This window comes from Microbulbifer agarilyticus S89 (assembly GCF_000220505.1).
Classification (GTDB): domain Bacteria; phylum Pseudomonadota; class Gammaproteobacteria; order Pseudomonadales; family Cellvibrionaceae; genus Microbulbifer; species Microbulbifer agarilyticus_B.
In genome coordinates, this window is sequence record NZ_AFPJ01000052.1 from 50098 (window position 1) to 74490 (window position 24393).

Here is a 24393-nt window from a genome sequence, read left to right on the forward strand (position 1 = left end):
TTTACGAGTCAATACCGCCAACTCGGTGTAATTGGTGTTATGAAATTGAAACTTGGAGTTATTGAATAACTTGCACAGCACCCTGCTGGCGCCGCTGAACGTCTTCACGATTTATAATTACTGCACGTGACTCAGCGTCCTGCTTTTGGGATGCCATTCTGGCAAGGGCGCTTTGCTTACGCTGCTGCGCAGCGTTTCGCGCAAGATATTCTTCACGAGTGAGCCTGGATCCAGGCTGCTGAGTGGTGGGATTACTACGTTGCTCAAGAGCCCTCACTTTATTTTGTAGCGATACGACTAGCTTTTGAGCTTTCTCGGCTTTGTCGGAAGCCTGATTATTCTGATAGGCACCGTAAATATTGCCGGCCACGGAAACAACAAGCGCAGCAGCCAGTGCTGCGCGCAGATTAAGCTGAACTTTCACCCTACCCCCAAAAAGAAACTTCACCCCTGACCAGCAACCCCATATCCAACGCTGGCCCAGGCTATCCCTCAACTGATTAAAATAATGCTTAGTAAGTGCAATTCCATAGACGACCTAAACCCCAAAGGTCGCAATGGGAAAAATTGCGTCAACTTTAGCACGTGACGCACATCACATAAAACAAGAAAACTATCGCTCTCACCAGCAGTGAAGGATAGTCAGCAAAGACCCTTTAGCTCACCAGCCTTAGGACAGGCAACGGCAATATTTGCTCTAGAGAGATTTCTATCACCAAGAAATAGGGGCAATAAATAGCCCTTTAGAGCTCATTTATTACCCTTATTGATACCTGCGATTAAGAGTTAAGCAGGCTCGCCGGCCTTGGTTTTCCGGGTGCCGAGAAACTCTTTAAGGCTGCTGCCGATTTCTGCATGATGCAGCCCGTATTCAAATTGGGCTTTCATATATCCAAGCTTGTTGCCGCAATCGTGACTGTGGCCAACGATGCGATAAGCTTCTACGGATTGCTGCTGAAGCAACTCGTCGATGGCATCGGTTAGCTGGATTTCACCACCAGCACCCGGTGCGGTGTTTTCCAGCAGGTTCCAGATTTCCGCAGAGAGTACGTAACGGCCGACAACGGCCATGTTGGACGGTGCCGCGTCCACTTCTGGCTTTTCCACCATGCCGTCGATCTTGGCAGTGCCGCCCACCTGCAGGTCGGCCCCCAAGCAATCCACAACGCCGTACTTGCTTACATCTTTCCACTCGACGCTTTCCACCATAATCTGGCTAGCCTGGCGGGCTTCAAAGTTCTTCACCATATCGGCCAAGTTGCTGGTGGTGAGGTCTGACGCGTACTGGTCAATCAGTACGTCTGGCAGCAACACCGCGAACGGGCTATCGCCCACTACCGGGCGCGCGCAGCTAATAGCATGGCCCAGGCCTTTGGCTTCTGCCTGGCGCATGGAAATAATGGTGACGTCGTGGGGGATGATGGCCCGCACTTCGTCCAGTAGCTGGCGCTTGAGGCGGTTTTCCAGCTGGGCCTCCAGTTCGAAGGAGGTATCGAAGTGGTTGGCAATGGCGTTTTTACTGGCGTGGGTTACCAGCACAATTTCTTTGATGCCGGCTGCTACCGCTTCATTGACCACGTACTGGATCAGCGGCTTGTCGACGATGGGCAGCATTTCCTTGGGGATGGCTTTGGTTGCCGGGAGCATACGGGTACCCAGGCCAGCCACCGGGATTACGGCTTTTTTCACTTGCTGCATTACGTTCCTTCCTTAAATTTTGAATTCTTTTTCTATCGCAGAGGCGAAATGCCGACGCACGACTACCTGAACTGTCAGGTTTGAATCAGGCAGGAATCTGGACTTAACAGGAAGTAAAAAAGGAATACAGATCGCACCACGCTTGCGATACGCACTACGCAGCGGCGTCAAGATGTGGCATTGCCGGCGCTTGCCGGGTGCCTCTCCCTAAATACCCCAAGTGTCATTGCGTGCATATACTGTTTAATTTGCGCGCAAATCAAGTTCCAGTCCGATTCGGTACTAGCGCCTGCACAGGCCTACCTTCTCCATTGCCGGCCCATTCTTTGGGCTCTCTACACACTGCTGGCGCGGATGATTCCGGAACCACCAATGTGACTGGCGTCACACTTTAGCAGCTAATTGTGACAATTCAAGATTAAGTGCGCCCGTTTAACGATTGCCAGTTTCCAACAATGCTCGACCGGCTTCGACCGACATTCTCACGACTGCGACGGTATTTTCTCGCAATTTACATACCAATCGGCGCGCAGCGCGACGTCATCTGGCGCCATCTGGTTAATTAGTAAGTACACACTGCCAAACTGCAATCAGCTTGATCGAATTTTGATCACACTGAATCAGGACTGCAGATGTTTGGTAGTAGCAGCTTTTGTTTCTGGCGCCGCGCTCACCGGGGCGGCGCTGCGGGTAGTAGGCCTGCCCGATTTATCGCCAATGGCGTATTGCTCACGCTGTTTGCCGCTGGTTGCACCATCACCGCGACCGCGCTCACACCGGGGGCACGGTTGCAGCTCTCCCAGCCATTATTGGAACAGGTGCATGCAGACTACGGCGCACTCGCCCACGGGCGGCTTGTGCGCTGGCAGGCATTGCTTGAGGAGCAAAGCCGTGCACTGGAATGGCACAGGCTACTGCGCATCAACCAGTTCCTAAACCAGGTGCCTTTTGCCGATGACCAGGCGCACTGGGGTAAGGAGGATTTTTGGGCCACTCCGGTACAGTTCCTCGCCTCCAACGGCGGCGATTGTGAAGACTATGCCATTGCCAAGCTCTTCAGCCTGACCGGTGCCGGTGTCTCACCAGAGAAAATCCGCCTGACCTATGTGATCTCCACTACCCCAGACAAACCCTCCAACCGCCCACAACGCCAACCGCATATGGTGCTTTTATACACGGCAAACCCGGGCGAGCACCCGCTAGTGCTGGACAATATGACCGGCGAGGTACTGCCAGCCCGCGAGCGCACGGACCTTGAACCGGTATACAGCTTCAATGCGGAGGGGCTATGGCTGAACGCTGCGCTGGACCAAGCCACCAAGGTCCGCAGCCAGCCGGGCTCGGCGCTGTGGGATAACTTGCTTGAACGCATGCGCCAGGAAGGCGTGTTCGCGCGATAAGGCCGCTAGGCCCGGAGCATGGATATGGCTCGTGACATAGACATAAACCGAAGCCCGGTAACCGGTTCGGTAATCAATCCGGTAGCAACTGGGTTCTGGCACTCCCTTGCCGCCTTTATTAGCCAGGTAGTTACCGGCCTGTGTTGCCTGGTACTGGTACTGGTCGCTGGCCTGGCAATTGCCCGCGACCAGTTACACCAGCTACAGGCAGTGCAGGCCAGAGACAGTGCCGCCATGCTCGCGGTACAACTGGGCGGCGCCATGCGCCAGCACCCCGACCCTGCCAGCTACACCCGCACCTTGTTACAAGGTGTTACCCAAAGCGGGGCTTATGCCGAGGTGCTATTTCGCCCCGCTGATTCCGTCCAAACCAAACAACAGACACCTGACTCGATTGCGCCTGTAAGTATACGCACACCCACCGCGGCCCGTGGTGTGCCCGGGTGGTTTCAGCAACTGATGCAATTTCAGCCGCCAAGATTGCGGGCGGAAGTACGAAGTGGCTGGGAAATTGCAGGTACGGTAACGGTGCGCCGGCATCCAGCGCCTGCACTGCAATTGTTGTGGCGCCTGGCTCTTGGGCTATGCGGTACGGGCCTGCTGATACTGGCCGTAGCTGTATACCAATCGCGCAAGCGGCGACTGCGGGTGCACCAGTATGTGGCTGGTTTGGAAGCAGAGCTGTTACAAATCCGCGAGCTTCTGGAAGCACGATACGAAGCGGGGAATCCACATTCACTTGCAGAAAAACGGCGGCAAGAGATCGGTAACAATCGACACGCGGTGAAAAGCCGTACGGAAGCCTAGCCCTTTGTGGCTACAAAATTCAGGATTTGAGTACCAGTTGGCATTGACCTCGAGTTATTTGCGGTCATCTCTGTAGCGCAGGCTTCCCATTTGCTGTATGGGCGCTACAATCATCCACCATCCGAATGGAATCCAAACTAAAACAAAGTTCTTTAGGGGGACGCATGAAGAAGTCAGCATTGGGGATCGCACTGGGTGCGAGCTTGCTGAGCGCCGTGGCCATGGCCGATGTGAAACAGTACATCGATGCCGGTTACAGCATGGACCAGGTCATTGCCCTGGCACAGAGCGAAGGCCTGAGCACCGAGGAAGCGGTTGAGCAAGCCCTGGCTGCTGCTCCTGAAAAAGCGGCTGACATTGCCGTTGCGGCCATCAAGGCAGGTGCCAACCCAGAAGCAGTGGTAGCTGCTGCGGTTGCCGCGAACCCGGCTTCTGCTGAAGCAGTGGTTACCGCTGCCGTTACTGCTGGCGCAAACCCGGAAGCCATCGCTGCTGCGGCAATTGCTGCGGGTGCTGATGCAACGGTCGTGACTGCTGCTACCGCTGCTGCGGCTCCGGCAGCTTCTGCGCTGGCCGGCAGTGCGTCTGCTCCGGCTGCGAGTACTCCGATCCCACCTGCCCCTGTTGTCAGCAGTGGCGCTGGTGCAGGCGGCGGCGGTGGTGGCACCGTAGCCTCCGACAACTAAGCAACACAGGCCCGCACCCCGGTGCAGCCAAAGTGTGCAGAAAAGGCCCGCGAGGGCCTTTTTTTGGTTTTACCCTCTTTGTATTTTTTAGCCCTATGTTTGCTTCCAGGTTTGCTTCCAGCCGCTCCTCGGTGAAAAGTGCCGACCACACCGCCCGGCTGGAGCGCGGGTTGTTTTACGGCCTGCTCGCACTGATTTTCTGGTTACCGATTCCGCTCGGCTCACACCGCCCCTGGGCCTGGGGGTTGATGGAAGTGTGGGTATTTACCCTGACTGCAGGCTGGCTGCTGCTGAACCTGAAAGAACCCCGCTTCGAGCGCTTGCGCCCCTACTGGCCGCTGCTTGCGATCTTTGGTGTGTTTCAGCTGTGGATTTTTATTCAGCAATTTCGCTTGCCCATAGCATGGCTCCAGTGGATGGCCCCGGAAACGGCAGCGACCTACCTTGCGGCCAACCCGGCATTAACCAGCGCAACGATTTCTTTAGACCCCAACCAGACCCACGTGGCATTGATTAAGGGCGTGGCGTACTGCTGTTTTTTATTGCTGGTGCTGGCACTGGTCACCAGCACCAAGCGCCTGAAGACGCTGGCACTTACCGTGGTACTGGCGGGCACCTTCCAGGCGTTTTATGGCGTACTGCTGGCGCTGTCGGGCTCGGAAACCACCTGGGTGATGGGCTTTACCAATAACGGCATTGCCACCGGCGGCTTCCGCTACAAAAACCACTACGGCAATTATCTGGTGATGTGCCTTTGCCTGGGTATTGGCTTGCTGATTGCGAGCCTGGGTGGCACTAGTGGTGGCAAGCTCAGGCAACGCCTGAAGGACCTGGTAAATATGTTGCTCGGTGGCAAGGCGGTATTGCGCCTGTGCCTGGCGATGATGGTGATCGGTTTAGTGATGTCGCACTCGCGTATGGCGAATGCGGCGTTTTTTGCCAGCCTGTCGATTGTGGGCGCACTGGGATTATTACTGATCCGCAACCGTAGCCGCAGCCTGACCATTCTGCTCGCGAGCCTGATGGTGATTGACCTGATGATTGTGGGCAGCTGGTTTGGCATGGACCGCTTGCGTCAGGAGATTGAGGAAACGAGTTTTTCTCAGGAGACGCGGGACGAGGTGAACCAATACGGTATGTCGCTGATTGAGCAGCATCCAATTGCGGGTACTGGTGCGGGTAGCTTCTATTCCTCGTTCCCCAGCGTAAAAGGATCAGGCATCAATATTTTTTACGATCAGGGACATAACGACTACCTGCAGTTCAGTATTGAATACGGACTGCCGGCGACGTTGCTGGTGGGAGCTGCGGTATTGTGGAGTTTGTATCACGCGTTTGTGGCACTGCGCACCAGGCGTGACAGTATGATGCAGGGGTTGGCGTTTGCGGCGCTGATGGCGATTGTGGCGGAGCTGATTATGCTGACCACGGATTTTCATCTACAGGCGCCGGCGACGGCGATGTATTTTTTGATGCTGCTGGGGCTAGCCTGGAAGGCTCGGTTTATGGAGAGTGAAAAGACTGCAAAGGCCTTAAAGAGATAAACTGGCTACAAATAAGCAACGATTATAAGAGACTTAGATGTTTGGCTTACTTCGCACAACTCTTGCACTAATGGTAATGATTTACCATTTATCGATAAGTATCACACCACTAGGAACCTACGCCGTATATGGCTTTTATGTTATCAGTGGCTTTTTGATGACCTCAATCATGCACGAAAGCTACGGCTATTCGAGTATAGGACGCATAGCATTTGGGGTAAACAGGGCCCTTCGCTTGTTACCACTTTACTGGATGGCCGTCATGTTCAGCGTTTTACTCATCGTGTTTGCTGGTTCAGAAGCTGTAGCGGCCTACCATCGCAGCATGCAGCTACCCACCACCCTAAAAGAAGTGCTCGCCAATGCGACCATGATTTTTCCTGCGTGGAGCCCATTCGAGATTAAAACGAGGCTGGTACCACCAAGCTGGGCCCTTACGGTCGAAATCTTTTTCTATGTACTTATTTGTTTTGGTATTTCTAAAAGCTTTACAAGAGTCAAAGTCTGGTTTGCAGCTTCTGTGTGCTACGTTATTTGGAGCTTCGCTGCCGGCATGCCGTGGACGGATAGATACTTCCCAATATTCGCGGCCTCTCTCCCCTTCTCCATTGGCTCAGCAATTTACTTCTTAAGCAAAGATGAAGGCGCAAGAGAACGATACTCGAAATTGGGGCTACGCTCGGATTTACTATTCGCCCTGATGCTTTGCAACTGTCTCGCTTGGATATTGGCATCCAAGTTGATGCCAGGAAAATACATAGAGGTAGGATTCTACATCAATATCGCAATCTGCTCTCTTTTGGTTTTTGGCATCTCTAGTGGACACGAAATCATTAAATTCAAAAAGGGTACCGACAAGATTTTGGGTGATTATTCTTATCCGATCTACCTTCTCCACTGGCAATGCGGCTTCCTCGTTTCCTACTTAATCTTTGGAGAGGCATTCCATGAGCTTTCTGCGCGTGGGCTGGCGAGCCTAGCGTGCTCATTGGTATTTATTGCCGCCGTTGTCTTTATTCTAATTCGAGTAGTCGACAAGCCGATTCAAAGGGTTCGATCGCGCGTTCGATCGCCCCGCGAGAAACCATACTCTAGCGCCAAATTGGCCACATAAACCAAGAAATCGCCCTGGCTCCTTTACTAGAGAGCCAGAAGACTTCTTGGCAGCTAAGGCTGCGCCCCCAGCGGGATCAAACCGCTTTCAACGGTTCGACCCTCAACGCCAAACAAAAAAGGCCGCATCCTTTCGGATGCGGCCTTTTTTGTATTTGGTGGAGCTAAGCGGGATCGAACCGCTGACCTCAACACTGCCAGTGTTGCGCTCTCCCAGCTGAGCTATAGCCCCAAATTGGGTGCTTTCGGGGATGTTTCCGTCGAAAGCGGGGCGCATTTTAACAATGCACGGGTGGCTGTCAACTAGAAAAAGAACTTTTCAATCAAATAGTTACAGACTCACTCGTCATGCCGGCTGGCGCCGGCATGACGGTCACGCTTGCGCCCAGGCTGAGGCTTACGCCAGGCCTGCGTACTCCTTGTCCCAGCGCTTCAGCACCTTTTTACCGGCACCGCCGAGCACGTCGATGGCCTGGCGCAGGCGGGCGCGGCTGAGGTCGGCGCCCAGCAGGTCCATGGCATCCATGACTGAGAAGGATGCGGTGGTTCCGCTAATGGCGACGAACAGCGGTGCGTTGAAGTCTTTGAGCTTTATGCCCATCTGGGTGGACAGCTCTTTGACCGCGGCAAAGATGTTTTCCTTGTTCCAGGTACGCAGGGCTTCCAAACGCCACAGGGCGAATTGCAGCAGCTTCTTCTGCTCGTCCAGCTCCATCTTGTTGCCGGCGAAGCTCTCTTCGGTGAGGCCGAGGCTGCCGGCGGCGAGGAAGCTGACCAGCGGCATAAAGTCACCGAAGGTTTCCATACGGCCCTTGGCGTGCGGCAGTACCTTGAGCAGGTTATCGCGGTTCAGCAGCCACTTCTGCAAGCGGTCTGCCAGTTGCTCGTCTTGCAGCTCGCGGATCCACAGGCCGTTCAGCCAACTCAGTTTTTCCACATCGAATACCGGGCCGCCGAGGGAAACGCGTTGGATGTCGAAGTGCTTGAGCATTTCGTCCAGGGTGAACTTCTCGCTCTCGTCCGGCATGGACCAGCCCATGCGGCCGAGGTAGTTGAGCAGCGCTTCTGGCATAAAGCCGGCGCGCTTGTAGTACAAGATGGAGGTGGGGTTTTTACGCTTGGACAGTTTGGTTTTGTCCGGGTTGCGCAGCAGCGGCAGGTGGCACAGCACCGGCATGTCCCAGCCGAAGTACTCGTACAGCAGCTTGTGCTTGGGTGCGGAGTTAATCCACTCCTCACCGCGCAGTACGTGGGTGATTTCCATCAGGTGGTCGTCTACCACGTTGGCAAGGTGGTAGGTGGGCATACCGTCGGACTTGAGCAGGATCTGTGCATCGACCTGTGCCCAGTCAATTTCGATGGTACCGCGCAGCAGGTCTTCCACGACGCAGGTGCCGGTCTCGGGCACGTTCATGCGCACGACGTAGGGTTCGCCGGCAGCTTTACGCTTTTCCACTTCTTCCGCGGGCAGGGCCAGATCGCTGGGCTTCAAGGTTGCCTTGCCGGATTCCTGCAGCTGTGCACGCAGCTGGTCCAGCTCTTCCGCGGTGCGGTAGCAATGGAAAGCATGGCCCTTGGCTACCAGCTCGTCACAGTATTTCTTGTAGATGTCGCCGCGCTCACTCTGGCGGTAGGGACCGTTGGGGCCGCCGACATCCGGGCCTTCCTGCCAGTCCAGACCCAGCCAGCGCAGGCTGTCGAGAATCGCCTGTTCAGACTCCGGGGTACTGCGCGCCTGGTCGGTATCTTCAATACGCAGTACAAACTGGCCACCGTGGGCGTGGGCAAAGCACTGGTTGAACAGGGCAATGTAGGCCGTGCCTACGTGGGGGTCGCCGGTGGGGGAAGGTGCAATTCGGGTTCTTACGGTCATTGGTAACCTGATGTTGGACAAATAACTAATAAAGGAAGAAAGAAAGACATTTGAGGCGCGGCATTATATCGCCGGGGTCGTAACCCGCACAGTGCGATGCCCGCCCGATTTACCGGTAAGCCCGTGACCGCAAAGCGACCGGCACGTCACCAATGAAAAATTCATACCGAAAATTCCGTGACTAAGATCACAAAAAAGGTATGATTACCTATAAGTCGACGAAATTGGAGGAAAAACCGCCAATTTGCTGTAGCCGGCGCCAGGGCTAGCTCATAAAATGCGCGCCCCACAACGATAACACTTCGGGATTTAGGGAAATTTACAATGAAAAAATTTGCGCTTCGCTCTCTCGTTGCGGCGGCAGCTCTGGCAGCAGCCTCCTCTACCTTCGCGGCCACTGATGGCACCGCAGGCCCTTCTTCATCCAACGGCAATTTTGATATTACGCTCACCGTTGCAACCCAGATTATCACTACAAACTTCGACGACATGGATCTGGACACCGCTAGTGCGACTCTGGGCAACCCAATCGTGGGTTACGAAGATATCTGTGTCGGTGGTATCGGCTTTGCAGAGTATAGCGTTGACCTTACCAGCCAGAATGGCAGCAGTGGCGGTACTGGCAGCGCACCGTTCCAATTAAACGGCACCAGTCAGAATCTGGCGTACACCGCAGCTTTTATTGATGACATCGCGGCCACCACCGGTGCACAGGCTGACGCTACCGGTGAAGTTGCCGGCACCTACCCACGTGTAAGTAATGTCGCGTGTGGATCGGACAATGCGCGTGTTATCGTCTCTATCGCAAGCTCTGAGTGGGAATCTGCTACAGAGACTGGCGATTATACTGACACCCTGACTGTTACTGTTACCGCTGAGTAACGGCCCTACTCGGTGGGCACCAAAATGATATCTTTTGGCGCCCACCGACGCCCATTGTGTTTCCGCGTCTGCCATCAATGAGATCGTCGATAGCTTTCGGCCTGCTCGCGCTCGCTGTTGTCGCGCATCAGACATACGGTGCGACGGCTTTCACTCTGGAAACGGCTGTACCGGAGGGATTTTCCGAGCTCACCGAACGTCAGCAGGTAGTGGCGGATGTTTATTTCGGTAACCGCCCCGTTGGCCAAACAACTATAACAGTTGACCCACAGCGCCTTCTCTTTGAAGACCCAGCTGCGCTGCTGGAAATGCTGCCAGATACCACAGCACCAGCCCAAATACTGGAACTGCTGAAACAACAGCAACCAGTAAATACCCATCGCCTGTGTCGACGACCGCAACAGTTATCCTGCGGGGTTATCTTTCCAGAAGAATTCGGTGTGATTTATGACCCGGAACGGTTTCGTGTCGACCTGTTTTTTTCTGGTGACCTACTTCAGCAACAGCCAGCTATTGCCAGTCCTTTCCTGCCAGAATCCAGCAGTGATATAGCGATTGTTCAGAACTTGACGGCCACCTGGACCGGATTGAAAAGCGACGATGGCGAAAGCAATGGTTCAGCGTCGATATTCGGTCAATCCATTCTGAGTTTTGGCGAAAGTGGGCTGCACAGCCAATGGTCTGCCAGTGATGAGAATGGCAACCAGATTTACCAACTGCATTGGACCAAAGACTTCGAGGGGCGCGCATACTCTGCCGGGCTAATCCAACCCCAGGGAACTATCAGCAGCTTTGTTCCGTCACCTTACCTTTACGGCGTGGAGTACCGTAGCTCACTAAATAGCCGTACTGACAACAGCTACGCACAAGGTGCCCCACTCGAAATTAATATGCCCGTGTATGGGCGCGTTGAAATCTACAAAGACAATCGATTGGTGCATAGTGAACTGCTTGAGGCGGGTAACCAGCTGTTGAACACCAGCGGACTGCCAAGCGGTGCCTACGAAGTAGAAATCAGAACTTACGATGAAAGTGGTCGCCCTCTTGCACAATTCACCCAGTTTTTTGCCAAGGATTCGTTACTGCCTGCACCTGGCGAATGGCAATGGAGCGTTCAGGCTGGCCTACCAGCGCGCTTGCTGCAAAACGAATTACTCCCAGAACAAGTCGATGACTACTTTTTGCAGGCCGGCACTGCCCGCAGACTCTTTGACAACACCGGCCTGTTTGCCAGTATTGCAGGAAGCAAAGACTCACAATTAATGGAGCTCGGTGGCCGCTGGATTAGCGAACATCTCGAGATATCTCCCAGCACCCTTTACGCTAGCAATGATCGTAGCGGACACCGCCTCTACGCCCTGTTGAAAACACCATTCTTCACGATGGGTGCCAGCGAGAGTCGTCTCCGGTCTCGTGAACGCACATTACCCACAGATAAGTTCGCACTACTGGGGCAGGGCTACCTGCAACGTTCGGCCAACCTCAGTAGCGTGCTACCTGTTGGAAGAATATCTCTGAGATATTCAGAGCGCGACCGCCCGCTGGCATTCGAATCTGAAGATTTTACGCTGGACAACCAAATCAGTGGTGCGACCCGCTTGATGAGTCTTGAGTTTCAGCACAACTTCTTTAGAAATCGATTCTGGATCGGGGATCTAACCTTTGCCCATAGTGACGCCGATGGAGAACAGCTAACCACGGCCTCCCTGGAGTTTCGCTATCGCAAAGACAAGTGGTCTCACAGTGCCCGCTTGCGTGGTGATAGCGAACGTCGCGATGCGCAAAGTACGCGCTTTGGAGTTGATTCCAGCTGGAATGATGGAGACCGTTGGGCAGCAGAAGTTCAGCAACAAATTTCTGGTGAAGTTTCGGCGACCGATCGATATCTGGGTAGCCGCACCCGGGTCGCCGGCCATCGAGGGTATATCAGTACAGACTTTGATTACCGCGATATCAGCGCCACTGGGCGCACGTTAAACTATGTGGGTAGTTTGAGCACCAATCTGGTCGCTAACGGCGACGGTATCGCATGGGGTGGTGAGCGTCTGTTAGACAGTGCGGTAATGGTTGATATCAATGGTGCTGAAGACCAAAATTTCGAAATTGTCGTCAACGGTATTCGCCGTGGCTACGCCAAAGGGGGTAGCCGGTCTGTCGTGAACTTGCCCTCTTTCCAGAGCTATGACGTGTCCTTGCGCCCCCTCGAGAATGGCTTCTACGATTTTCGAGAGACAGGTAAGGCCATCACTCTCTACCCTGGCAATGTGACTGTGACCGACTACGATGTTAAGCCACTGATTTTGGTAACGGGAAGAATCATTCGCGGAAACACTGCAGTGGCAAACAAGAAAATATCCATAGGCCAAAATAGTGCTATCACCGATGAGTTCGGGATATTCCAGATGGAAATGTATGGGGATCCGCGAAGACTAACCACTCCAGCTGTGCTTTTTGGCGAATGCCAAGTTCCGGTGAATGAGCAGGAGTCCGGGACGCACTGGCTAAATATGGGGGACATCGACCTGGATAGCGCGCAATGCCCCGCGACAGATAGGGGTTAGACCAAGATGCCTGACTTGTTTATTCTTTTCAGAAAAAGATTCGCGCTCTGCCTTCTGGCACCCCTGCTCTGGCTACTACTACCTACTGCTGCGCACGCCCAGTGCGTAACGGGAGGAAACGGGTTTGCGGTTTGTGGCTTGGAGGGAACAAGGAACGTCAGTTATCCATCCGCTCTCACCATCCCTTTTACTGTAGAGAGTCAGAGTAATAGTTTCTTCTCGGCGGGAAACTATCGTATCACTGTGATACCTCTCGACACCTCCACATTTACCCTCTTCTCCGGAAGCCAAGGTGCCGACTTCTCACTCTCCTACACAACGCAGGGCTCCACAACCGCGCAACTTCTTCCGAATGTACCGCAAGGGAATTATCCGGGCGGCCCAAATGCACGCAATGCTTCACTTACCCTGGCGATTGCCAACCCTGACACACTGGATAGCGGCCCCTACTCCGGTGACTTTGATTTTCTGATTGAACGGTATTCCATATTCGGGTTTGTGAGGAATCTCCGCATCAGATTCACTATTACTCTTTCTGTTCCCAGGAGGATTGTGGTGAAGAACTTTGATGACATGGATCTATCAACGGGCAGTGCGAGTGCGGGTCAGGCGATCCAGGGGGAAGAGAGAATCTGTGTTGGCGGGGCTGGCTTTGCACGATACCGAGTGCAACTTTCCAGTCAAAACGGAGCGACGGGTGGAGCAGGTGCAGCGCCATACCTTCTGACGGGGCTTCAGTCCAGTATGCCGTACAATCCGGCCTTCACAAATTCCGTGAGCGCCACAGCAGGCATCACCCCAGACTCCGCGGGTAACATTGCCGGCAGCTTTGTGCGAGAGAGCGGCATAGTTTGTAATACCGATAACGCCACGGTCATCATTTCCATCCCGGCGTCATCTTGGCAGCAAGCATCTGAGCAAACGTATACCGATACGCTGACAGTTACTGTGACACCGGAATAGGAAGGCGGATCTGCTCAGCCTCTCGCCCCTGCGCCAGCAGCACTAGCTCCCCGCCTTGCATTGGCACATCCAGGCTTACGGTGTTACCTGCATACAACCGTCCGCCGACATTGAGCTTCTGGCAATTCAGTGCGTCTGGGCAGTACTGCACATTTGAAACTTCCACATTGATATTTCCATTATTCTTCAGCGACCAGCGGTCGCCCTGCCTAGTGACCTCAAGTTGATACTTGCCATTCTGCGGCTGCACGAATATCAGGGCCTGATAGGCGACTAGAATTTTCACCGCAGTGCGGTCACTTTCAATATCTCCCACAACGGGCCGGAAGGTGACCCGATACACTTTTTCTTTTGTCAGATCACGCTCAAGGGACATCATGCGAAAGCGTTTGCTTTCGCCACTACCTATTACGGCTTTGGCAGGGCTAACGAGCAGCTTGAACTCTTTAGGGTCCACCACACGAATACGCTTTTCATCCTCAAAACCCGGATTGTCCACTCGGTAGACTTCGGTTTTAAGATATAACGTTTCTTCATCCGGATTGGATACGACTATATCTTCCCGAACGTTAGGGGAATCATCGAGGTATACAATAATTTTATCCAAAGACATACCGGCCAGGGCCGGCATCGTCAGAAGCAGGAACACCGCGCCCGTTATAATTTTTTTCATCAGATGTTATCGACCAATATTTTTCTTGACGACACATTTTAATGGCAAAGGCCGGGGAAACAACTACTGCGCCATGATAATAATGAGACCAACCTGCTCATAAGCTACATCCGCAATGCAGTACCGTCCTTTCTGCCCCTCCACTAACCTCGACGCTCTCTGGGCAGCACCGCTTTCCCGTACAACGATCTGATACCGATTGGCTGGCACACCAGCCACACAAAAGATTGCAGACTTGGCTTCTTTTTCTACCTCCACCCTTGCTCTAGGGGAGATCCTCAATGTTATCTTGGCGGAGGCACTCGCTGACACAGGGGTGCTCGCTACGCCTAGCCCCGAATAGCCGCTTGTAGCCATCCACAAGCAGCAGATGGCGACGGAATACTTAAGTCTGCCCAAGTTGCCAACTTCCATACTTCTAACACTCGGTCCCGGGAAATCAAAAACGTCCCATACAACGAGTGTAGCCCCGGTACGCGCGGCCTAAAGGAAGCCAGAGAGCTGCAAATAGGGCTTGTGGAGTTAGGCGTCAGACATTCTCCTCTGCATCCTTGCAACCCCTCTCACAGCAACTATTTTTCAATTAGAGATTTTGCGGTATCTCCCTCCTTTTCCACACAATAAGGCTACGCCTGGCGGGAACCCCTATCGATGTTGATTGCGCACTTGGGCGACAAAATCCACCATCCGGAAAATACCCTTGCCGCCTTCGAGGCCGCCCATGGTCTTGGCGCCTGCGCCATCGCTACCGAAGTGCAGTTCAGCAAGAACCAGACCCCGTGGTGCTGTACCGGTGATGGTATGGAGTTCCCACATGCGGCGATTTCTGCGCCACTGCGCTGCCTGAAAGACAAAGATCTCAAGACGCTGCCGCTCAGCAGCTTCCAGCAGCTGGTAGACTGGGCCAACCGCCACCGCCATCTGGAGTGGTTTGTGGAGCTGAATCCGGAGACCCTGGCGCAGATCGGTGCCGAGGCGGCAATCCAGCGCCTGCTGGAGGAAATTCATGGGTCTACCGAAAACTTTGTGTTGCTCACCTCGGACCTGCGCAGCCTGCGGCTGGCACGCAACCTGGGCTTTGATGTGGTGGCGCTGCGTGTACCCAGTGTGTCCCACTGCCTGTCTGCAGAAGTGGTGACCCTGGCACCGGATTACCTGCTGATTGATCAGGCTGCAGTAGACTGCCAGGAGCTGCCACCCGGCCCCTGGCAATGGGTGGTGCATGAGATCAATACCACCCAGGGCGCGGTGCACTGGCGTCACCGGGGTGCCCACCACATACTCACCGGCAACCTGCCGCTGCTAATGCGCTCGCGCGAGGCCAGCAATGTCTACGGAATATGATGTTCTGGTTGTCGGCGCTGGTATTCAGGGGGCGGGCGTTGCCGAGGCGCTGACGTCCGAAGGCTACCGCGTGGCGATCCTCGAGCAGGAAGCCATCGCTTCTGGCACCTCCTCGCGCTCTTCCAAACTGATCCACGGCGGGCTGCGCTACCTGGAAAGTGGCCAGCTCTCGCTGGTGCGTGAATGCCTGAAGGAGCGCCGCTGGCTGCTGACCAACAAGCCAGATCTGGTGCATATGGTGCCGTTTATGATCCCGGTGTACGGGCACAGCCGCCGGGCACCCTGGAAGATCCGAGTCGGGCTTAGCCTGTATGCCCTGCTCGCCGGGGTGTTTTCTTCCCAGTCGCGCTTTCGCAAAATTGATATCCACGATCACCAGGCCCTGTCGGGTCTGAACAGCGATGACCTGATTGCGGTATACCGCTACTTCGATGCACAAACCGATGACGCGGCGCTCACTCAGGAAGTCATCCGCACCGCGGAAAGGGGGGGCGCGGAACTGATTTGCCCTGGGAGCCTGGTCGGCGCGGAGGTTACCGACCGCTTTGTGCGCGCGGATTATTTCCATCAGGGACAGTTGAACACCCTGCACTGCCGTGCACTGGTGAATTGCACCGGCCCTTGGATTAGCGAAACCAACAGCAAGTGCTCTCCCGGCGCCAAGCTGCCACCACTGGAATTGGTGGCAGGAACCCATATTCAGGTGCCACTGAAAATCTCCAACAAGATTTTTTATGTGGAAGCAGAAGACGGGCGCGCGGTGTTTGTGATGCCCTGGCAAGGCGAAACCTTGGTAGGCACCACCGAGCGCCCCTACCACGGCAATCCGTCCGAGGTGAAACCTACGCTAGAAGAGAAGGCGTACCTGCTGCGGACCCTGAAGCAGTACTTCCCGGAAACCCGCCCACTGCAGTTAAGTGAACTCAGCGACAGCTGGGCCGGCTTGCGCGTATTGCCAGGCGCCAACAACAACCCCTTCTCCCGCAGCCGCGAAACCATGATCTGCTGTGACGATGACAAACACCCACGCATCGTTGCAGTGGCCGGCGGTAAGCTCACCAGTTACCGCGCTACCGCGCGCAGCGTGGCAAAGAAATTACGCCCGCAACTGGCACACCGCGACTGGAGCCCCGCAGCAGCGGCCTCGGAGCAGCGCAGCAAGGAGGGAGCCAAGGAGCGTAACCTCTAGGTACTTGACCCACTGCCGCCTGTTATACTGCGGGCAGATTTTCCCGCTGATTTGCTGTTTATGTCCGACGCTCCCTCTTCATCTTCTTCCTCCCCTCGGGTAACGGATCCGGCCACGCGCCCGACCTCTGGTACCGCTACGGCAGTATCCCATCGTTTTTGCACCGCGCCCTTGATGGATTGGAGCGACCGCCACTGTCGCTACTTCTGGCGCCTGTTCAGCAAGCAAGCCCTGCTTTATACGGAAATGGTGACCACGGGTGCAATCTTGTTTGGCGACCAGCAAAGCCACCTGGACTTTAGCGTCGAGGAGCAGCCGGTTGCGCTGCAGCTGGGCGGCAGCGACCCGCAAGACCTGGCGCGCTGTGCGGAAATTGCCGAGCAATGGGGTTACAGCGAACTGAACCTGAACTGCGGCTGCCCCAGTGACCGCGTGAAGAAGGGCCGCTTTGGTGCCTGCCTGATGGCGGAGCCGGATCTTGTAGCCGAATGCCTGGGCGCCATGCGCGAGGCGGTTTCGATCCCGGTGACGGTAAAGCACCGCATCGGTATCGACGATATGGAAGACTACCCCGGCCTGACACGCTTTGTGGAAGCACAGGCCCGGGCCGGCATCACCACCTTTATTGTGCACGCGCGCAAGGCCTGGCTGAATGGCCTGAGTCCGAAGGAAAACCGCGAGATACCGCCGCTCAAGTACGACATGGTGTACCAGCTAAAGAAGGATTACCCGGAGCTGGAAATTGTGCTTAACGGTGGCATCAACTCGATCGAAGAGTGCCAGCACCATCTACAGCTGCTCGATGGTGTTATGCTCGGGCGCGCGGCGTACCAGACACCAGCGCTGCTGGCCGATGTGGACGCGGCCCTGTTTGGTGGCGAACCGGGGCCAACCCCCGCGCAAGTTGTGCAACAAATGTTGCCGTATATTGAGCAGGAGCTGACGAAGGGCCAGCACCTGAAACACATCACCCGGCATATGATGGGGCTGTTTCAGGGCGTGCCGGGCGCGCGGCGCTTCCGCCGCCACTTGAGCGAACGCGCGCACAAGGCGGGCGCCGGGCCGGAAGTACTCGAGCAGGCGCTTGGGCTGGTGACCAGCGCTGCCTAAGCGCAAGACTGAATTTTGAATACAGGTTTTAACGATAAGGACGTGGGGATAATGAACAAACTGGAACAACTCAAGAAGCGCAGCCTGGTGGTCGCCGATACCGGCGATATCGAGGCCATCCGCCGTTATCAGCCGCAGGATGCCACCACCAACCCGTCCCTGCTGTTGAAAGCCGCTCAGCTGCCGCAATACCAGCAGCACGTGAAGGACGCTTTGGCCTGGGCGGAAACCCAGGGTGGCGATGTCATCGCGCAAGCTTCGATGAAGCTGGCGGTGTCCATCGGCAAGGAAATTCTGCAGATCGTCCCCGGCCTGGTTTCCACCGAAGTGGATGCGCGCCTGTCCTTCGACACCCGTGCCAGCGTGGAATACGCGCGCCGCCTGATCACTCTGTACGAGCAGGAAGGCGTGGGGCGCGAACGCGTGCTGATCAAGCTGGCCTCCACCTGGGAAGGCATTGCCGCCGCCTCACTGCTGGAAAAAGAAGGCATTCACTGTAACCTCACCTTGCTGTTCAGCCAGTGCCAGGCTGTGGCCTGCGCCGAGGCCGGCGTCACCCTGATCTCGCCGTTTGTGGGGCGTATTCTCGACTGGTACAAGGCCAGCACCGGGCGCGATGACTACACTGCTCAGGATGACCCTGGCGTGTTGTCGGTGGCGAGCATCTACGAGTACTACAAGTCCCGTGGCTACCCGACCATTGTGATGGGTGCCAGCTTCCGCAATACCGGCGAAATCGAAGCCCTGGCCGGCTGCGACCGCCTGACCATCAGTCCTCAGCTACTGCAGGAACTGCAGGACGATGAGGGCGAATTGGCGACCGGCTTGAGCGAGGATGTTGTGCCGCAGGCCAAGCCGGAGCAGCCACTATCGGAGGCGGAATTCCGCTACCAGCTGAACGCCGATGCCATGGCCACAGAAAAGCTTGCCGAAGGCATTCGCAACTTTGTCGCCGACCAGCTCAAGCTGGAAGCCCTGCTTGAGGAAGCGCGTTAACCTCACAGATACTGCGACGCACCAGAACGATACACATCAGGAGCAAACCACCATGCTGCATCAGCTTCGCAAACTGTTCGAACAGATTGGCGCTGGCGAGAGCGTGGAGGTGCGCCCGGAAAAAGATGTGCGCATGATCAGTGCTGCGCTGATGGCGGAAATTGCCACTGCAGACCAGAAGGTGGATGAGCGCGAACGCAGCGCCCTGGTGCGACTGCTGCGGGATCACTACAAACTGGATGAAGCGACTGCCGAGGACATGGTGGAGCGTGCGCTCAGCGAGCGCAATGAAGCTACCTCGCTGTACGAATTCACCCAAACCGTGAACGACAACTTCAGCGAGCGGGACAAGTACCTACTGGTAAAACAGATGTGGCTGGTAGCCTTTGCCGATGGGGAAATTGACGCGTTTGAGGAACACCTGATCCGGCGCGTGGCAGAGCTGATTTACCTGCCCCACGGCCTGTTTACCCGCGCCCGCGCAGAAGCTCGGGACGAGTCGCAGCTGGACGCGGAGTAAATTCGCTTCGGGAGATTAGTGATTGGCGACGGACTTCTGCCCGCTGTCTGACTGGGACTTGGCCGCGTGCTCGGTCTCGAGCGCATGCACCAGGTCGCGGAAGGTCTCTTGGTTCTGCTCGTTCATGCTCATCAGCACCTTGTGCGCTTCCAGCACCATTTCACGGGCGCTGTGCTCATCGGGTGCGCGGCATTGCAGAGGCGCGGGGCTCGCCTGGTAGGCGTCGTTATCGGCGTCGCCGGAAATCTCCATCAGCTCCTCGAAGCCCATGGAATCCAGCAGGTGTAGTAGACCGCGGTCTTCACACAACACCACCGGCTTGCTGCCGTTGCTGGCTTCGCAGCGGAAAGCAATTTTCGCCATCAACCCCAGGGTGGTGCTGTCGACACCATCTGCGTCGTGCATATCAAACACGACACCGCGAAAATCACTGTGCGAGAACATCTTGTCGATAAAGTTATCGAAAGAAGTACACAGATTGAGGCGCACATCACCCACCAGCTTGACGACATAAATGCCCTGGTGGTCACCAACCATTATCTGCCCGGACTGCATAGTTGACCTCAAGCACACCTTGCCCTGATCCCAGACGAAGGTGCGAGACGGTTAAGTTGCGGCTTGTGACCGCAGCACGCTTCCTTGTGCATAGCTGGCGCAAGCAATGCGGACCGGGTGCCAATGCTTGGTGCGCCCGTACCGATTGAATGCCCTTGACTTGGCGGAGCTTACTCCTGCCCGACAGCGCTGACAAGACCAGTGTGGCTCCCCTTGCGCGTAACCGCAGAATATCAGGCTACCCAGGGGATATCCGCCACATGATCAGTCTCGTATAGCGCTGCTGAACCGCTCATGAACCGAGAATAAACGGCGGTGTAAAAGACGGCTATGCAAGTATGAAGCAATATTCGGGCCGAGCGGTGACCAAGCAGCCACACGACCGAAAGCGAGTATTTAGTCAGTGACAGGGTCCTGTCGCATGGTGAGAATGGCAATATCGTCCGGCAGGGATTCCGCGGTGTCCACCTTCAACGCCGCGCACAGGCTGTTGAGGTCGCCGCGGCTCGCGTCGATCATCTTCAGCAGCGCCTCTTCCTTTTCCAGCAGATTGCCTTCCAGTAATTCCAGCACGCCGTCGGAGCAGGTCACCAGCCGCCAGCACGCTGGCAATGCAAGATGGCGTACCTCCCAGCCGCCGCGGTGGAACAGCCCGAGCGGGCGCCCCTTACCGGGGAGCCAGTGCGCCCCTTCTGCGGTAACCAATGCCGGCATCGGTACCTGACCGGCTACGGCATAGTGCAGTTGGCGCGCACGGCTATCCACCACACCGACAAACATGCTCGCATGCTTGTCGAGGCTGGTGGCCACCAGTTCCGCATTGATCATTTCCAGAACGGCGGTGATGTCCTGGTCGATGGTGTCGAGTTGGCTGAACAGAGGGCGCTCGCGCAGCAGGTGCATGATGCTGTGCTTGATCAGTGCGGTGATAAGCGCCGAGGACACGCCGTGCCCAGAAACGTCCACCAGATAAAACGCCACAAACCGTTCGCCAAACAGGCCGTAGTCGACGAAGTCGCCACTCAGGTACAGCGAAGGTTGTAGACGATAGGCAGCCTCAATACCTGCGGGGTACTGGTAGGGGCTGCGCGGTAAAAGATGCTGCTGCAGTTGGCGACCGGCCTCGTGATCCCGCTGCAGCAGTTCAATATGCTCCTGCATTTCGCGGTTGCGGTGCTCCAGCGCTTCGCGGTACGCGCGGTTCTGCTGGGTGAGTTTCCTCGATTCCGCCACGCGGATGATCGCGTGATCAATCACTCCGTCATCGGCAATGGGCTTTAACAAATAATCGCTGGCGCCAAGGCGCAGAGCCTGCACCACATCGTTCACCGCACTGTCGGACGCGACCACCACCACCGGGGTTTCGGCACACAGCCCCTTTATCTTGCGCAACACTTCAAGCCCACCCATGTCGGGCAGATGCAGGTCGGTAATCACCAGTTCGTACTTGTTCGGGTCAAAGCAGGCGATCGCGTCCAGGCCGCAATGGACCAGGGTTACGGTGTAACCAAGCCGTGCGAGGGCGTTTTGCAATTGGTCGCAGCAGGGTTGATCGGGATCGATCAGAAGCAGGCAGTAGCGCTCGCTGACGCCCTCGGCAGCGTCAGCGGATGCATCGGTCAAAGAATGAGACCGAGTTGTGTGCGGGGCTGTGTCAGAAATCGTATTCATCCATATCGCCGCCGAAATCGTCTTCCTGTTCACCGTCGCTGATCAGGTAGTCCCGGCGCTGCAGGTAGGCATCGCGCATTAACACGTAGCGGTCGACGTCGCCCTGCAGCAGAGATTCCGCCTGCAGCAGGCTCGCGCGCGTTTGCACCACATTCAACAGCCTGAGGCTGTATTCAACAGAGCTGTTGTCGATGTAGGCCAACGGGTTGGTGTACCACATTACCACTTCGCCCGGCACATCGCGCACCGTGGACGGCCCGAGCAGCGGCACGACCAGGTAGGGGCCGGAAGGCACCCCCCACACTGCCAGCGTTTGCCCGAAGTCTTCGCCGTCACCGGGTTCCAGGCCCATATACTGGGCAACATCGAGCAGACCGACCAAGCCAACGGTGCTGTTGATCAGGAAGCGGCCGGTGTCGTTGCCTGCCTGCCCCCACTTCCACTGCAACACACCGTTCAGTATGTTGTTGACTTCGCGCAGGTTGGAGAAAAAATTGGAGACGCCGGTCTGCATAAAGATCGGGGTAACCTGGCGGTAGCTCACCGCGGTGGGCTTCAGGAACCAGCGGTCCGCGGTATCGTTAAAGCGGAACATGGCGCGGTTGAAACCCTCCCAGGGGTCGCGCTCTTGCGGCTCTTCCGCACTGGCAAATTCATCGGCCGGGTCAAAGCCATACTCGTCTTCGAAGCCCGCGCCGAACTCACCGGATGCATCGGTAGTCGACTCGGCATCACCCTCTCCCGCTGCGCCGCCGGCGTCAGTTTCGGTGGCAAATGGGTCGGACGCAGACGCATCGCTACCAGCCGGCGTATTCGAAGCTGGAGCGGCTGCAGGGGTCTCGTTGGGAATTTCCGCGAAAGGATCGGATGAATCTTGCGCCAGCACCGGTGGAGCCGACAGGAGTACAACCAGGGTCCACGCGGACAAATGTGTGCGGCTAAGCAAATCCCTGCTCCTCGCAAATAGATGACGTTTATTCAAACCAGAGTTCTTGTTTCCGTTTGCGCAATCTTAACACTGGCAGTAATGCCAGCATAGCAGCTGGCAGTTTTGGTCAATGGCGTTGAGCGTTATACCAGAAGCGGCTCAGGGCGCGCGGAAACCCGCAATGATGTCGAGCCGATATAGCTTTTGTACCAATTCCAAGCCAAACCCGAGGAGCTGCTCGGGCTCCGGGTGCTGCATGTCCTGCGCCAGCTGCAATAACAATTGGCGAGTACTCTGCGACTCACTCGCTTGGGCCTGCTCAATAAGCTGCAGCAAATGGAGGGTTGCTGGATTGGCTTCCATAAAACCCACATCGTCCTCGCGATTGCGATACACCACCAGGCAGGTGGGTTCAGAGCCGGGCTCAGTGGGTTGGAACGCGGGGCCAATTTGATGCACCGGGTAGTGGTAGCTGAGGCTCCAGGCAAGCGGAGATACAATTGGCGCCAACTCCAGCATTTCATCCGGGGCGATGTCCTCGCGTACATCGTCGGGGAATTGTTCTGGGCTCACATCCAGCGCCAGCTCTACCCACTCGTAATGCGCCAGTTCCAATAGGAACGGCACGTCCTGCCCACTGGCAGTCGATTGCGCGCGCTCATTTTGCAGGTATTGCAAAAACTCTTCACTGATTTGCAGGAAGTAAGGGCTATGGGAACAGTGCCGCTGGACAAAATCCCGCACCATGCCGTGCCAGGCATCGTCCGCGATAATACTGCGCAGAACCGGAAAGCCACCGGAGATAAAGGACTCGATGTTGTTGTAGATCAGATCCCGATAGATGCCCATGCGGCGATCTTCGATCCCCGCCGGCGCCGCCACCTCTGCAGGGGCACGCAGGTGTGCCGCAAAATAGCGTTGCATCAACTGGAATCCGGCATCCGCTTCCGCCACAGAGTTGTCAATTACCTTGCTATCGCCCATGCATCACCTCCGCCACTGGAGGCTCTGCGCCGTGCATGTGCACTCCCGCAGCCGCCTGGAATTGGCGAATCTGGGCGACTTCTTCACACAGTTCGGGGAGCGGCGGAATATTGAAATCCCGTTCGAGTAATGTGGGCATGGGGCCAAAGGCTGCATAGGCTTTCTGCAGCAGCGCCCATACCGGGTCAATCACCGGCGCACCGTGAGTGTCAACCTTGAGGTCTTCGGCCTCGTCAAAGTGCCCCGCCACATGCACGTAACGAATACGCTCTGCGGGCAAACCCAGCAGGAATTGCTCTGGATCGTAGCGGTGATTAATCGCGTTTACATAAATGTTGTTGACGTCGAGCAGCAGGTCGCAGTCGGCTTCCTGCAACACCGCCTTCAGGAACGTCAGCTCATCCATCTCCTGGCCAGGCGCGGCGTAATAGGAAACGTTTTCCATGGCGATGCGCTGCTCAAGAATATCCTGCACCCGGCGGATTCGACCGGCCACGTAATGTACCGCTTCTTCGGTAAACGGGATGGGTAGCAGGTCGTAAAGATGCCCGTGATCCGAGCAGTAGCTCAAGTGCTCGCTATAACAGCGGATGTTATGCGTCTTGATGAAATCTTTGATTGAATGTACCAGCGCCTCATCCAGAGGCGCCGGAGACCCGATGGACAGGGAAAGCCCATGGGAAACGAACGGGAAGCGCTCGGTGTATTCGCGGAACCAGCGGCCGTAGCGGCCACCAACGCCAATCCAGTTTTCCGGCGCGACTTCAAGAAAGTCCACAGCGGATGGGTTGGGCGATTCGCCCATCATCGAGCGCCGCAGTCCAAGGCCTGCGCCCTGGACCGGGTAATCCCGTTGCGTGTTGGTCTTCATAAGACTATCAGCTTAGGTGTCAGGC

Annotated in this window: 22 protein-coding genes and 1 tRNA gene; 13 read left to right on the top strand and 10 right to left on the bottom strand. The window is 56.0% G+C overall.

Features of this window, described 5'->3' with window-relative positions:
* Nucleotides 1-58: 58 nt before the first annotated feature.
* Nucleotides 59-424: a hypothetical protein gene (locus AS89_RS0115365; RefSeq protein ID WP_138976423.1), complete on the bottom strand. Its 366-nt coding sequence runs from the start codon at nt 422-424 to the stop codon at nt 59-61.
* Between the two features lie 362 nt (nt 425-786).
* A complete protein-coding gene (gene galU / locus AS89_RS0115370; protein WP_010133611.1) occupies nt 787-1698 on the bottom strand; it encodes a UTP--glucose-1-phosphate uridylyltransferase GalU in 912 nt (303 codons plus the stop codon).
* Nucleotides 1699-2330: 632 nt separating this feature from the next.
* Between galU and AS89_RS17875 the strand changes: the two genes are divergently transcribed.
* From AS89_RS17875 to AS89_RS0115395, 5 genes are all read left to right on the top strand, one after another.
* On the top strand, nt 2331-3098 hold the full coding sequence (locus AS89_RS17875) for a transglutaminase-like cysteine peptidase (RefSeq protein ID WP_010133612.1): 768 nt from the start codon (nt 2331-2333) through the stop codon (nt 3096-3098).
* 24 nt (nt 3099-3122) lie between these two features.
* Nucleotides 3123-3905: a LapD/MoxY N-terminal periplasmic domain-containing protein gene (locus tag AS89_RS0115380; protein ID WP_010133613.1), complete on the top strand. Its 783-nt coding sequence runs from the start codon at nt 3123-3125 to the stop codon at nt 3903-3905.
* 164 nt (nt 3906-4069) lie between these two features.
* On the top strand, nt 4070-4591 hold the full coding sequence (locus AS89_RS17880) for a hypothetical protein (RefSeq protein WP_138976424.1): 522 nt from the start codon (nt 4070-4072) through the stop codon (nt 4589-4591).
* A 95-nt stretch (nt 4592-4686) separates the two neighbouring features.
* Nucleotides 4687-6135: an O-antigen ligase family protein gene (locus tag AS89_RS17885; protein WP_010133615.1), complete on the top strand. Its 1449-nt coding sequence runs from the start codon at nt 4687-4689 to the stop codon at nt 6133-6135.
* A gap of 37 nt (nt 6136-6172) precedes the next feature.
* Entirely contained in the window at nt 6173-7249 is a 1077-nt protein-coding gene (locus AS89_RS0115395) for an acyltransferase family protein (protein WP_010133616.1), read from the top strand.
* Nucleotides 7250-7404: 155 nt separating this feature from the next.
* Here AS89_RS0115395 and AS89_RS0115400 read toward each other — a convergent pair.
* Both AS89_RS0115400 and gltX read right to left on the bottom strand, forming a co-directional pair.
* Nucleotides 7405-7480 (bottom strand) — tRNA-Ala (locus tag AS89_RS0115400).
* A gap of 165 nt (nt 7481-7645) precedes the next feature.
* A complete protein-coding gene (gltX, locus tag AS89_RS0115405; RefSeq protein ID WP_010133617.1) occupies nt 7646-9121 on the bottom strand; it encodes a glutamate--tRNA ligase in 1476 nt (491 codons plus the stop codon).
* A 324-nt stretch (nt 9122-9445) separates the two neighbouring features.
* On the opposite strand from gltX, the gene AS89_RS0115410 reads away from it, so the two are divergent.
* Genes AS89_RS0115410 through AS89_RS0115425 form a run of 3 tightly spaced genes read left to right on the top strand, consistent with a single transcriptional unit; the run spans nt 9446 to nt 13527 of the window.
* Nucleotides 9446-10003, top strand: a complete 558-nt coding sequence (locus AS89_RS0115410; RefSeq protein WP_010133618.1) for a hypothetical protein — start codon at nt 9446-9448, stop codon at nt 10001-10003.
* A gap of 56 nt (nt 10004-10059) precedes the next feature.
* Nucleotides 10060-12564 carry a TcfC E-set like domain-containing protein gene (locus AS89_RS0115420; protein WP_138976425.1) on the top strand — a complete coding sequence of 835 codons (2505 nt, stop codon included), beginning with the start codon at nt 10060-10062 and terminating at the stop codon, nt 12562-12564.
* 6 nt (nt 12565-12570) lie between these two features.
* Complete coding sequence (locus tag AS89_RS0115425) at nt 12571-13527, top strand: hypothetical protein (protein ID WP_010133621.1); 957 nt, start codon at nt 12571-12573, stop codon at nt 13525-13527.
* Here AS89_RS0115425 and AS89_RS0115430 read toward each other — a convergent pair.
* Nucleotides 13508-14200, bottom strand: a complete 693-nt coding sequence (locus AS89_RS0115430; protein WP_010133622.1) for a fimbrial biogenesis chaperone — start codon at nt 14198-14200, stop codon at nt 13508-13510. The two genes, AS89_RS0115425 and AS89_RS0115430, sit on opposite strands and share 20 nt — an antisense overlap.
* 651 nt (nt 14201-14851) lie before the next feature.
* On the opposite strand from AS89_RS0115430, the gene AS89_RS0115440 reads away from it, so the two are divergent.
* The 5 genes from AS89_RS0115440 to AS89_RS0115460 are packed head-to-tail and all read left to right on the top strand — an operon-like array spanning nt 14852 to nt 19359.
* Nucleotides 14852-15544 (top strand): glycerophosphoryl diester phosphodiesterase, encoded by a 693-nt coding sequence (locus tag AS89_RS0115440; protein ID WP_010133624.1) that lies wholly within the window; start codon nt 14852-14854, stop codon nt 15542-15544.
* Entirely contained in the window at nt 15528-16733 is a 1206-nt protein-coding gene (locus AS89_RS17890; protein WP_010133625.1) for a glycerol-3-phosphate dehydrogenase/oxidase, read from the top strand. Before AS89_RS0115440 ends, AS89_RS17890 begins: the two co-directional genes overlap by 17 nt.
* 60 nt (nt 16734-16793) lie before the next feature.
* Nucleotides 16794-17843: a tRNA dihydrouridine(20/20a) synthase DusA gene (gene dusA, locus AS89_RS17895; RefSeq protein ID WP_081475754.1), complete on the top strand. Its 1050-nt coding sequence runs from the start codon at nt 16794-16796 to the stop codon at nt 17841-17843.
* 48 nt (nt 17844-17891) lie between these two features.
* On the top strand, nt 17892-18839 hold the full coding sequence (tal, locus tag AS89_RS0115455) for a transaldolase (RefSeq protein WP_029250085.1): 948 nt from the start codon (nt 17892-17894) through the stop codon (nt 18837-18839).
* 52 nt (nt 18840-18891) lie between these two features.
* Complete coding sequence (locus AS89_RS0115460; protein WP_010133628.1) at nt 18892-19359, top strand: TerB family tellurite resistance protein; 468 nt, start codon at nt 18892-18894, stop codon at nt 19357-19359.
* 15 nt (nt 19360-19374) lie between these two features.
* On the opposite strand, the gene AS89_RS0115465 is transcribed toward AS89_RS0115460, so the two are convergent.
* The 5 genes from AS89_RS0115465 to AS89_RS0115485 all read right to left on the bottom strand — a co-directional run bounded on the left by AS89_RS0115465 (nt 19375) and on the right by AS89_RS0115485 (nt 24368).
* A complete protein-coding gene (locus tag AS89_RS0115465; protein ID WP_010133629.1) occupies nt 19375-19914 on the bottom strand; it encodes an STAS domain-containing protein in 540 nt (179 codons plus the stop codon).
* A 396-nt stretch (nt 19915-20310) separates the two neighbouring features.
* Nucleotides 20311-21537 carry a SpoIIE family protein phosphatase gene (locus AS89_RS0115470; RefSeq protein WP_010133630.1) on the bottom strand — a complete coding sequence of 409 codons (1227 nt, stop codon included), beginning with the start codon at nt 21535-21537 and terminating at the stop codon, nt 20311-20313.
* A 31-nt stretch (nt 21538-21568) separates the two neighbouring features.
* Nucleotides 21569-22531: an MlaA family lipoprotein gene (locus tag AS89_RS0115475; protein ID WP_237709711.1), complete on the bottom strand. Its 963-nt coding sequence runs from the start codon at nt 22529-22531 to the stop codon at nt 21569-21571.
* 141 nt (nt 22532-22672) lie between these two features.
* Complete coding sequence (locus AS89_RS0115480) at nt 22673-23497, bottom strand: HvfC family RiPP maturation protein (protein WP_010133632.1); 825 nt, start codon at nt 23495-23497, stop codon at nt 22673-22675.
* Nucleotides 23487-24368, bottom strand: coding sequence for an HvfB family MNIO-type RiPP peptide maturase (locus tag AS89_RS0115485; RefSeq protein ID WP_010133633.1), 882 nt, complete (start codon nt 24366-24368; stop codon nt 23487-23489). Before AS89_RS0115485 ends, AS89_RS0115480 begins: the two co-directional genes overlap by 11 nt.
* Between the last annotated feature and the right edge of the window lie 25 nt (nt 24369-24393).

What these genes read in the sequence shown, in the direction of transcription:
- AS89_RS0115480 (WP_010133632.1), bottom strand. Translation starts at nt 23,497, where the DNA reads ATGGGCGATAGCAAGGTAATTGACAACTCTGTGGCGGAAGCGGATGCC.
- AS89_RS0115395 (WP_010133616.1), top strand. Translation starts at nt 6,173, where the DNA reads ATGTTTGGCTTACTTCGCACAACTCTTGCACTAATGGTAATGATTTAC.
- AS89_RS0115410 (WP_010133618.1), top strand. Translation starts at nt 9,446, where the DNA reads ATGAAAAAATTTGCGCTTCGCTCTCTCGTTGCGGCGGCAGCTCTGGCA.
- AS89_RS0115380 (WP_010133613.1), top strand. Translation starts at nt 3,123, where the DNA reads ATGGCTCGTGACATAGACATAAACCGAAGCCCGGTAACCGGTTCGGTA.
- AS89_RS0115430 (WP_010133622.1), bottom strand. Translation starts at nt 14,200, where the DNA reads ATGAAAAAAATTATAACGGGCGCGGTGTTCCTGCTTCTGACGATGCCG.
- AS89_RS0115465 (WP_010133629.1), bottom strand. Translation starts at nt 19,914, where the DNA reads ATGCAGTCCGGGCAGATAATGGTTGGTGACCACCAGGGCATTTATGTC.
- AS89_RS0115440 (WP_010133624.1), top strand. Translation starts at nt 14,852, where the DNA reads ATGTTGATTGCGCACTTGGGCGACAAAATCCACCATCCGGAAAATACC.
- AS89_RS17875 (WP_010133612.1), top strand. Translation starts at nt 2,331, where the DNA reads ATGTTTGGTAGTAGCAGCTTTTGTTTCTGGCGCCGCGCTCACCGGGGC.
- AS89_RS17885 (WP_010133615.1), top strand. Translation starts at nt 4,687, where the DNA reads ATGTTTGCTTCCAGGTTTGCTTCCAGCCGCTCCTCGGTGAAAAGTGCC.
- galU (WP_010133611.1), bottom strand. Translation starts at nt 1,698, where the DNA reads ATGCAGCAAGTGAAAAAAGCCGTAATCCCGGTGGCTGGCCTGGGTACC.
- AS89_RS0115460 (WP_010133628.1), top strand. Translation starts at nt 18,892, where the DNA reads ATGCTGCATCAGCTTCGCAAACTGTTCGAACAGATTGGCGCTGGCGAG.
- gltX (WP_010133617.1), bottom strand. Translation starts at nt 9,121, where the DNA reads ATGACCGTAAGAACCCGAATTGCACCTTCCCCCACCGGCGACCCCCAC.
- AS89_RS0115485 (WP_010133633.1), bottom strand. Translation starts at nt 24,368, where the DNA reads ATGAAGACCAACACGCAACGGGATTACCCGGTCCAGGGCGCAGGCCTT.
- dusA (WP_081475754.1), top strand. Translation starts at nt 16,794, where the DNA reads ATGTCCGACGCTCCCTCTTCATCTTCTTCCTCCCCTCGGGTAACGGAT.
- AS89_RS17880 (WP_138976424.1), top strand. Translation starts at nt 4,070, where the DNA reads ATGAAGAAGTCAGCATTGGGGATCGCACTGGGTGCGAGCTTGCTGAGC.
- AS89_RS17890 (WP_010133625.1), top strand. Translation starts at nt 15,528, where the DNA reads ATGTCTACGGAATATGATGTTCTGGTTGTCGGCGCTGGTATTCAGGGG.
- AS89_RS0115425 (WP_010133621.1), top strand. Translation starts at nt 12,571, where the DNA reads ATGCCTGACTTGTTTATTCTTTTCAGAAAAAGATTCGCGCTCTGCCTT.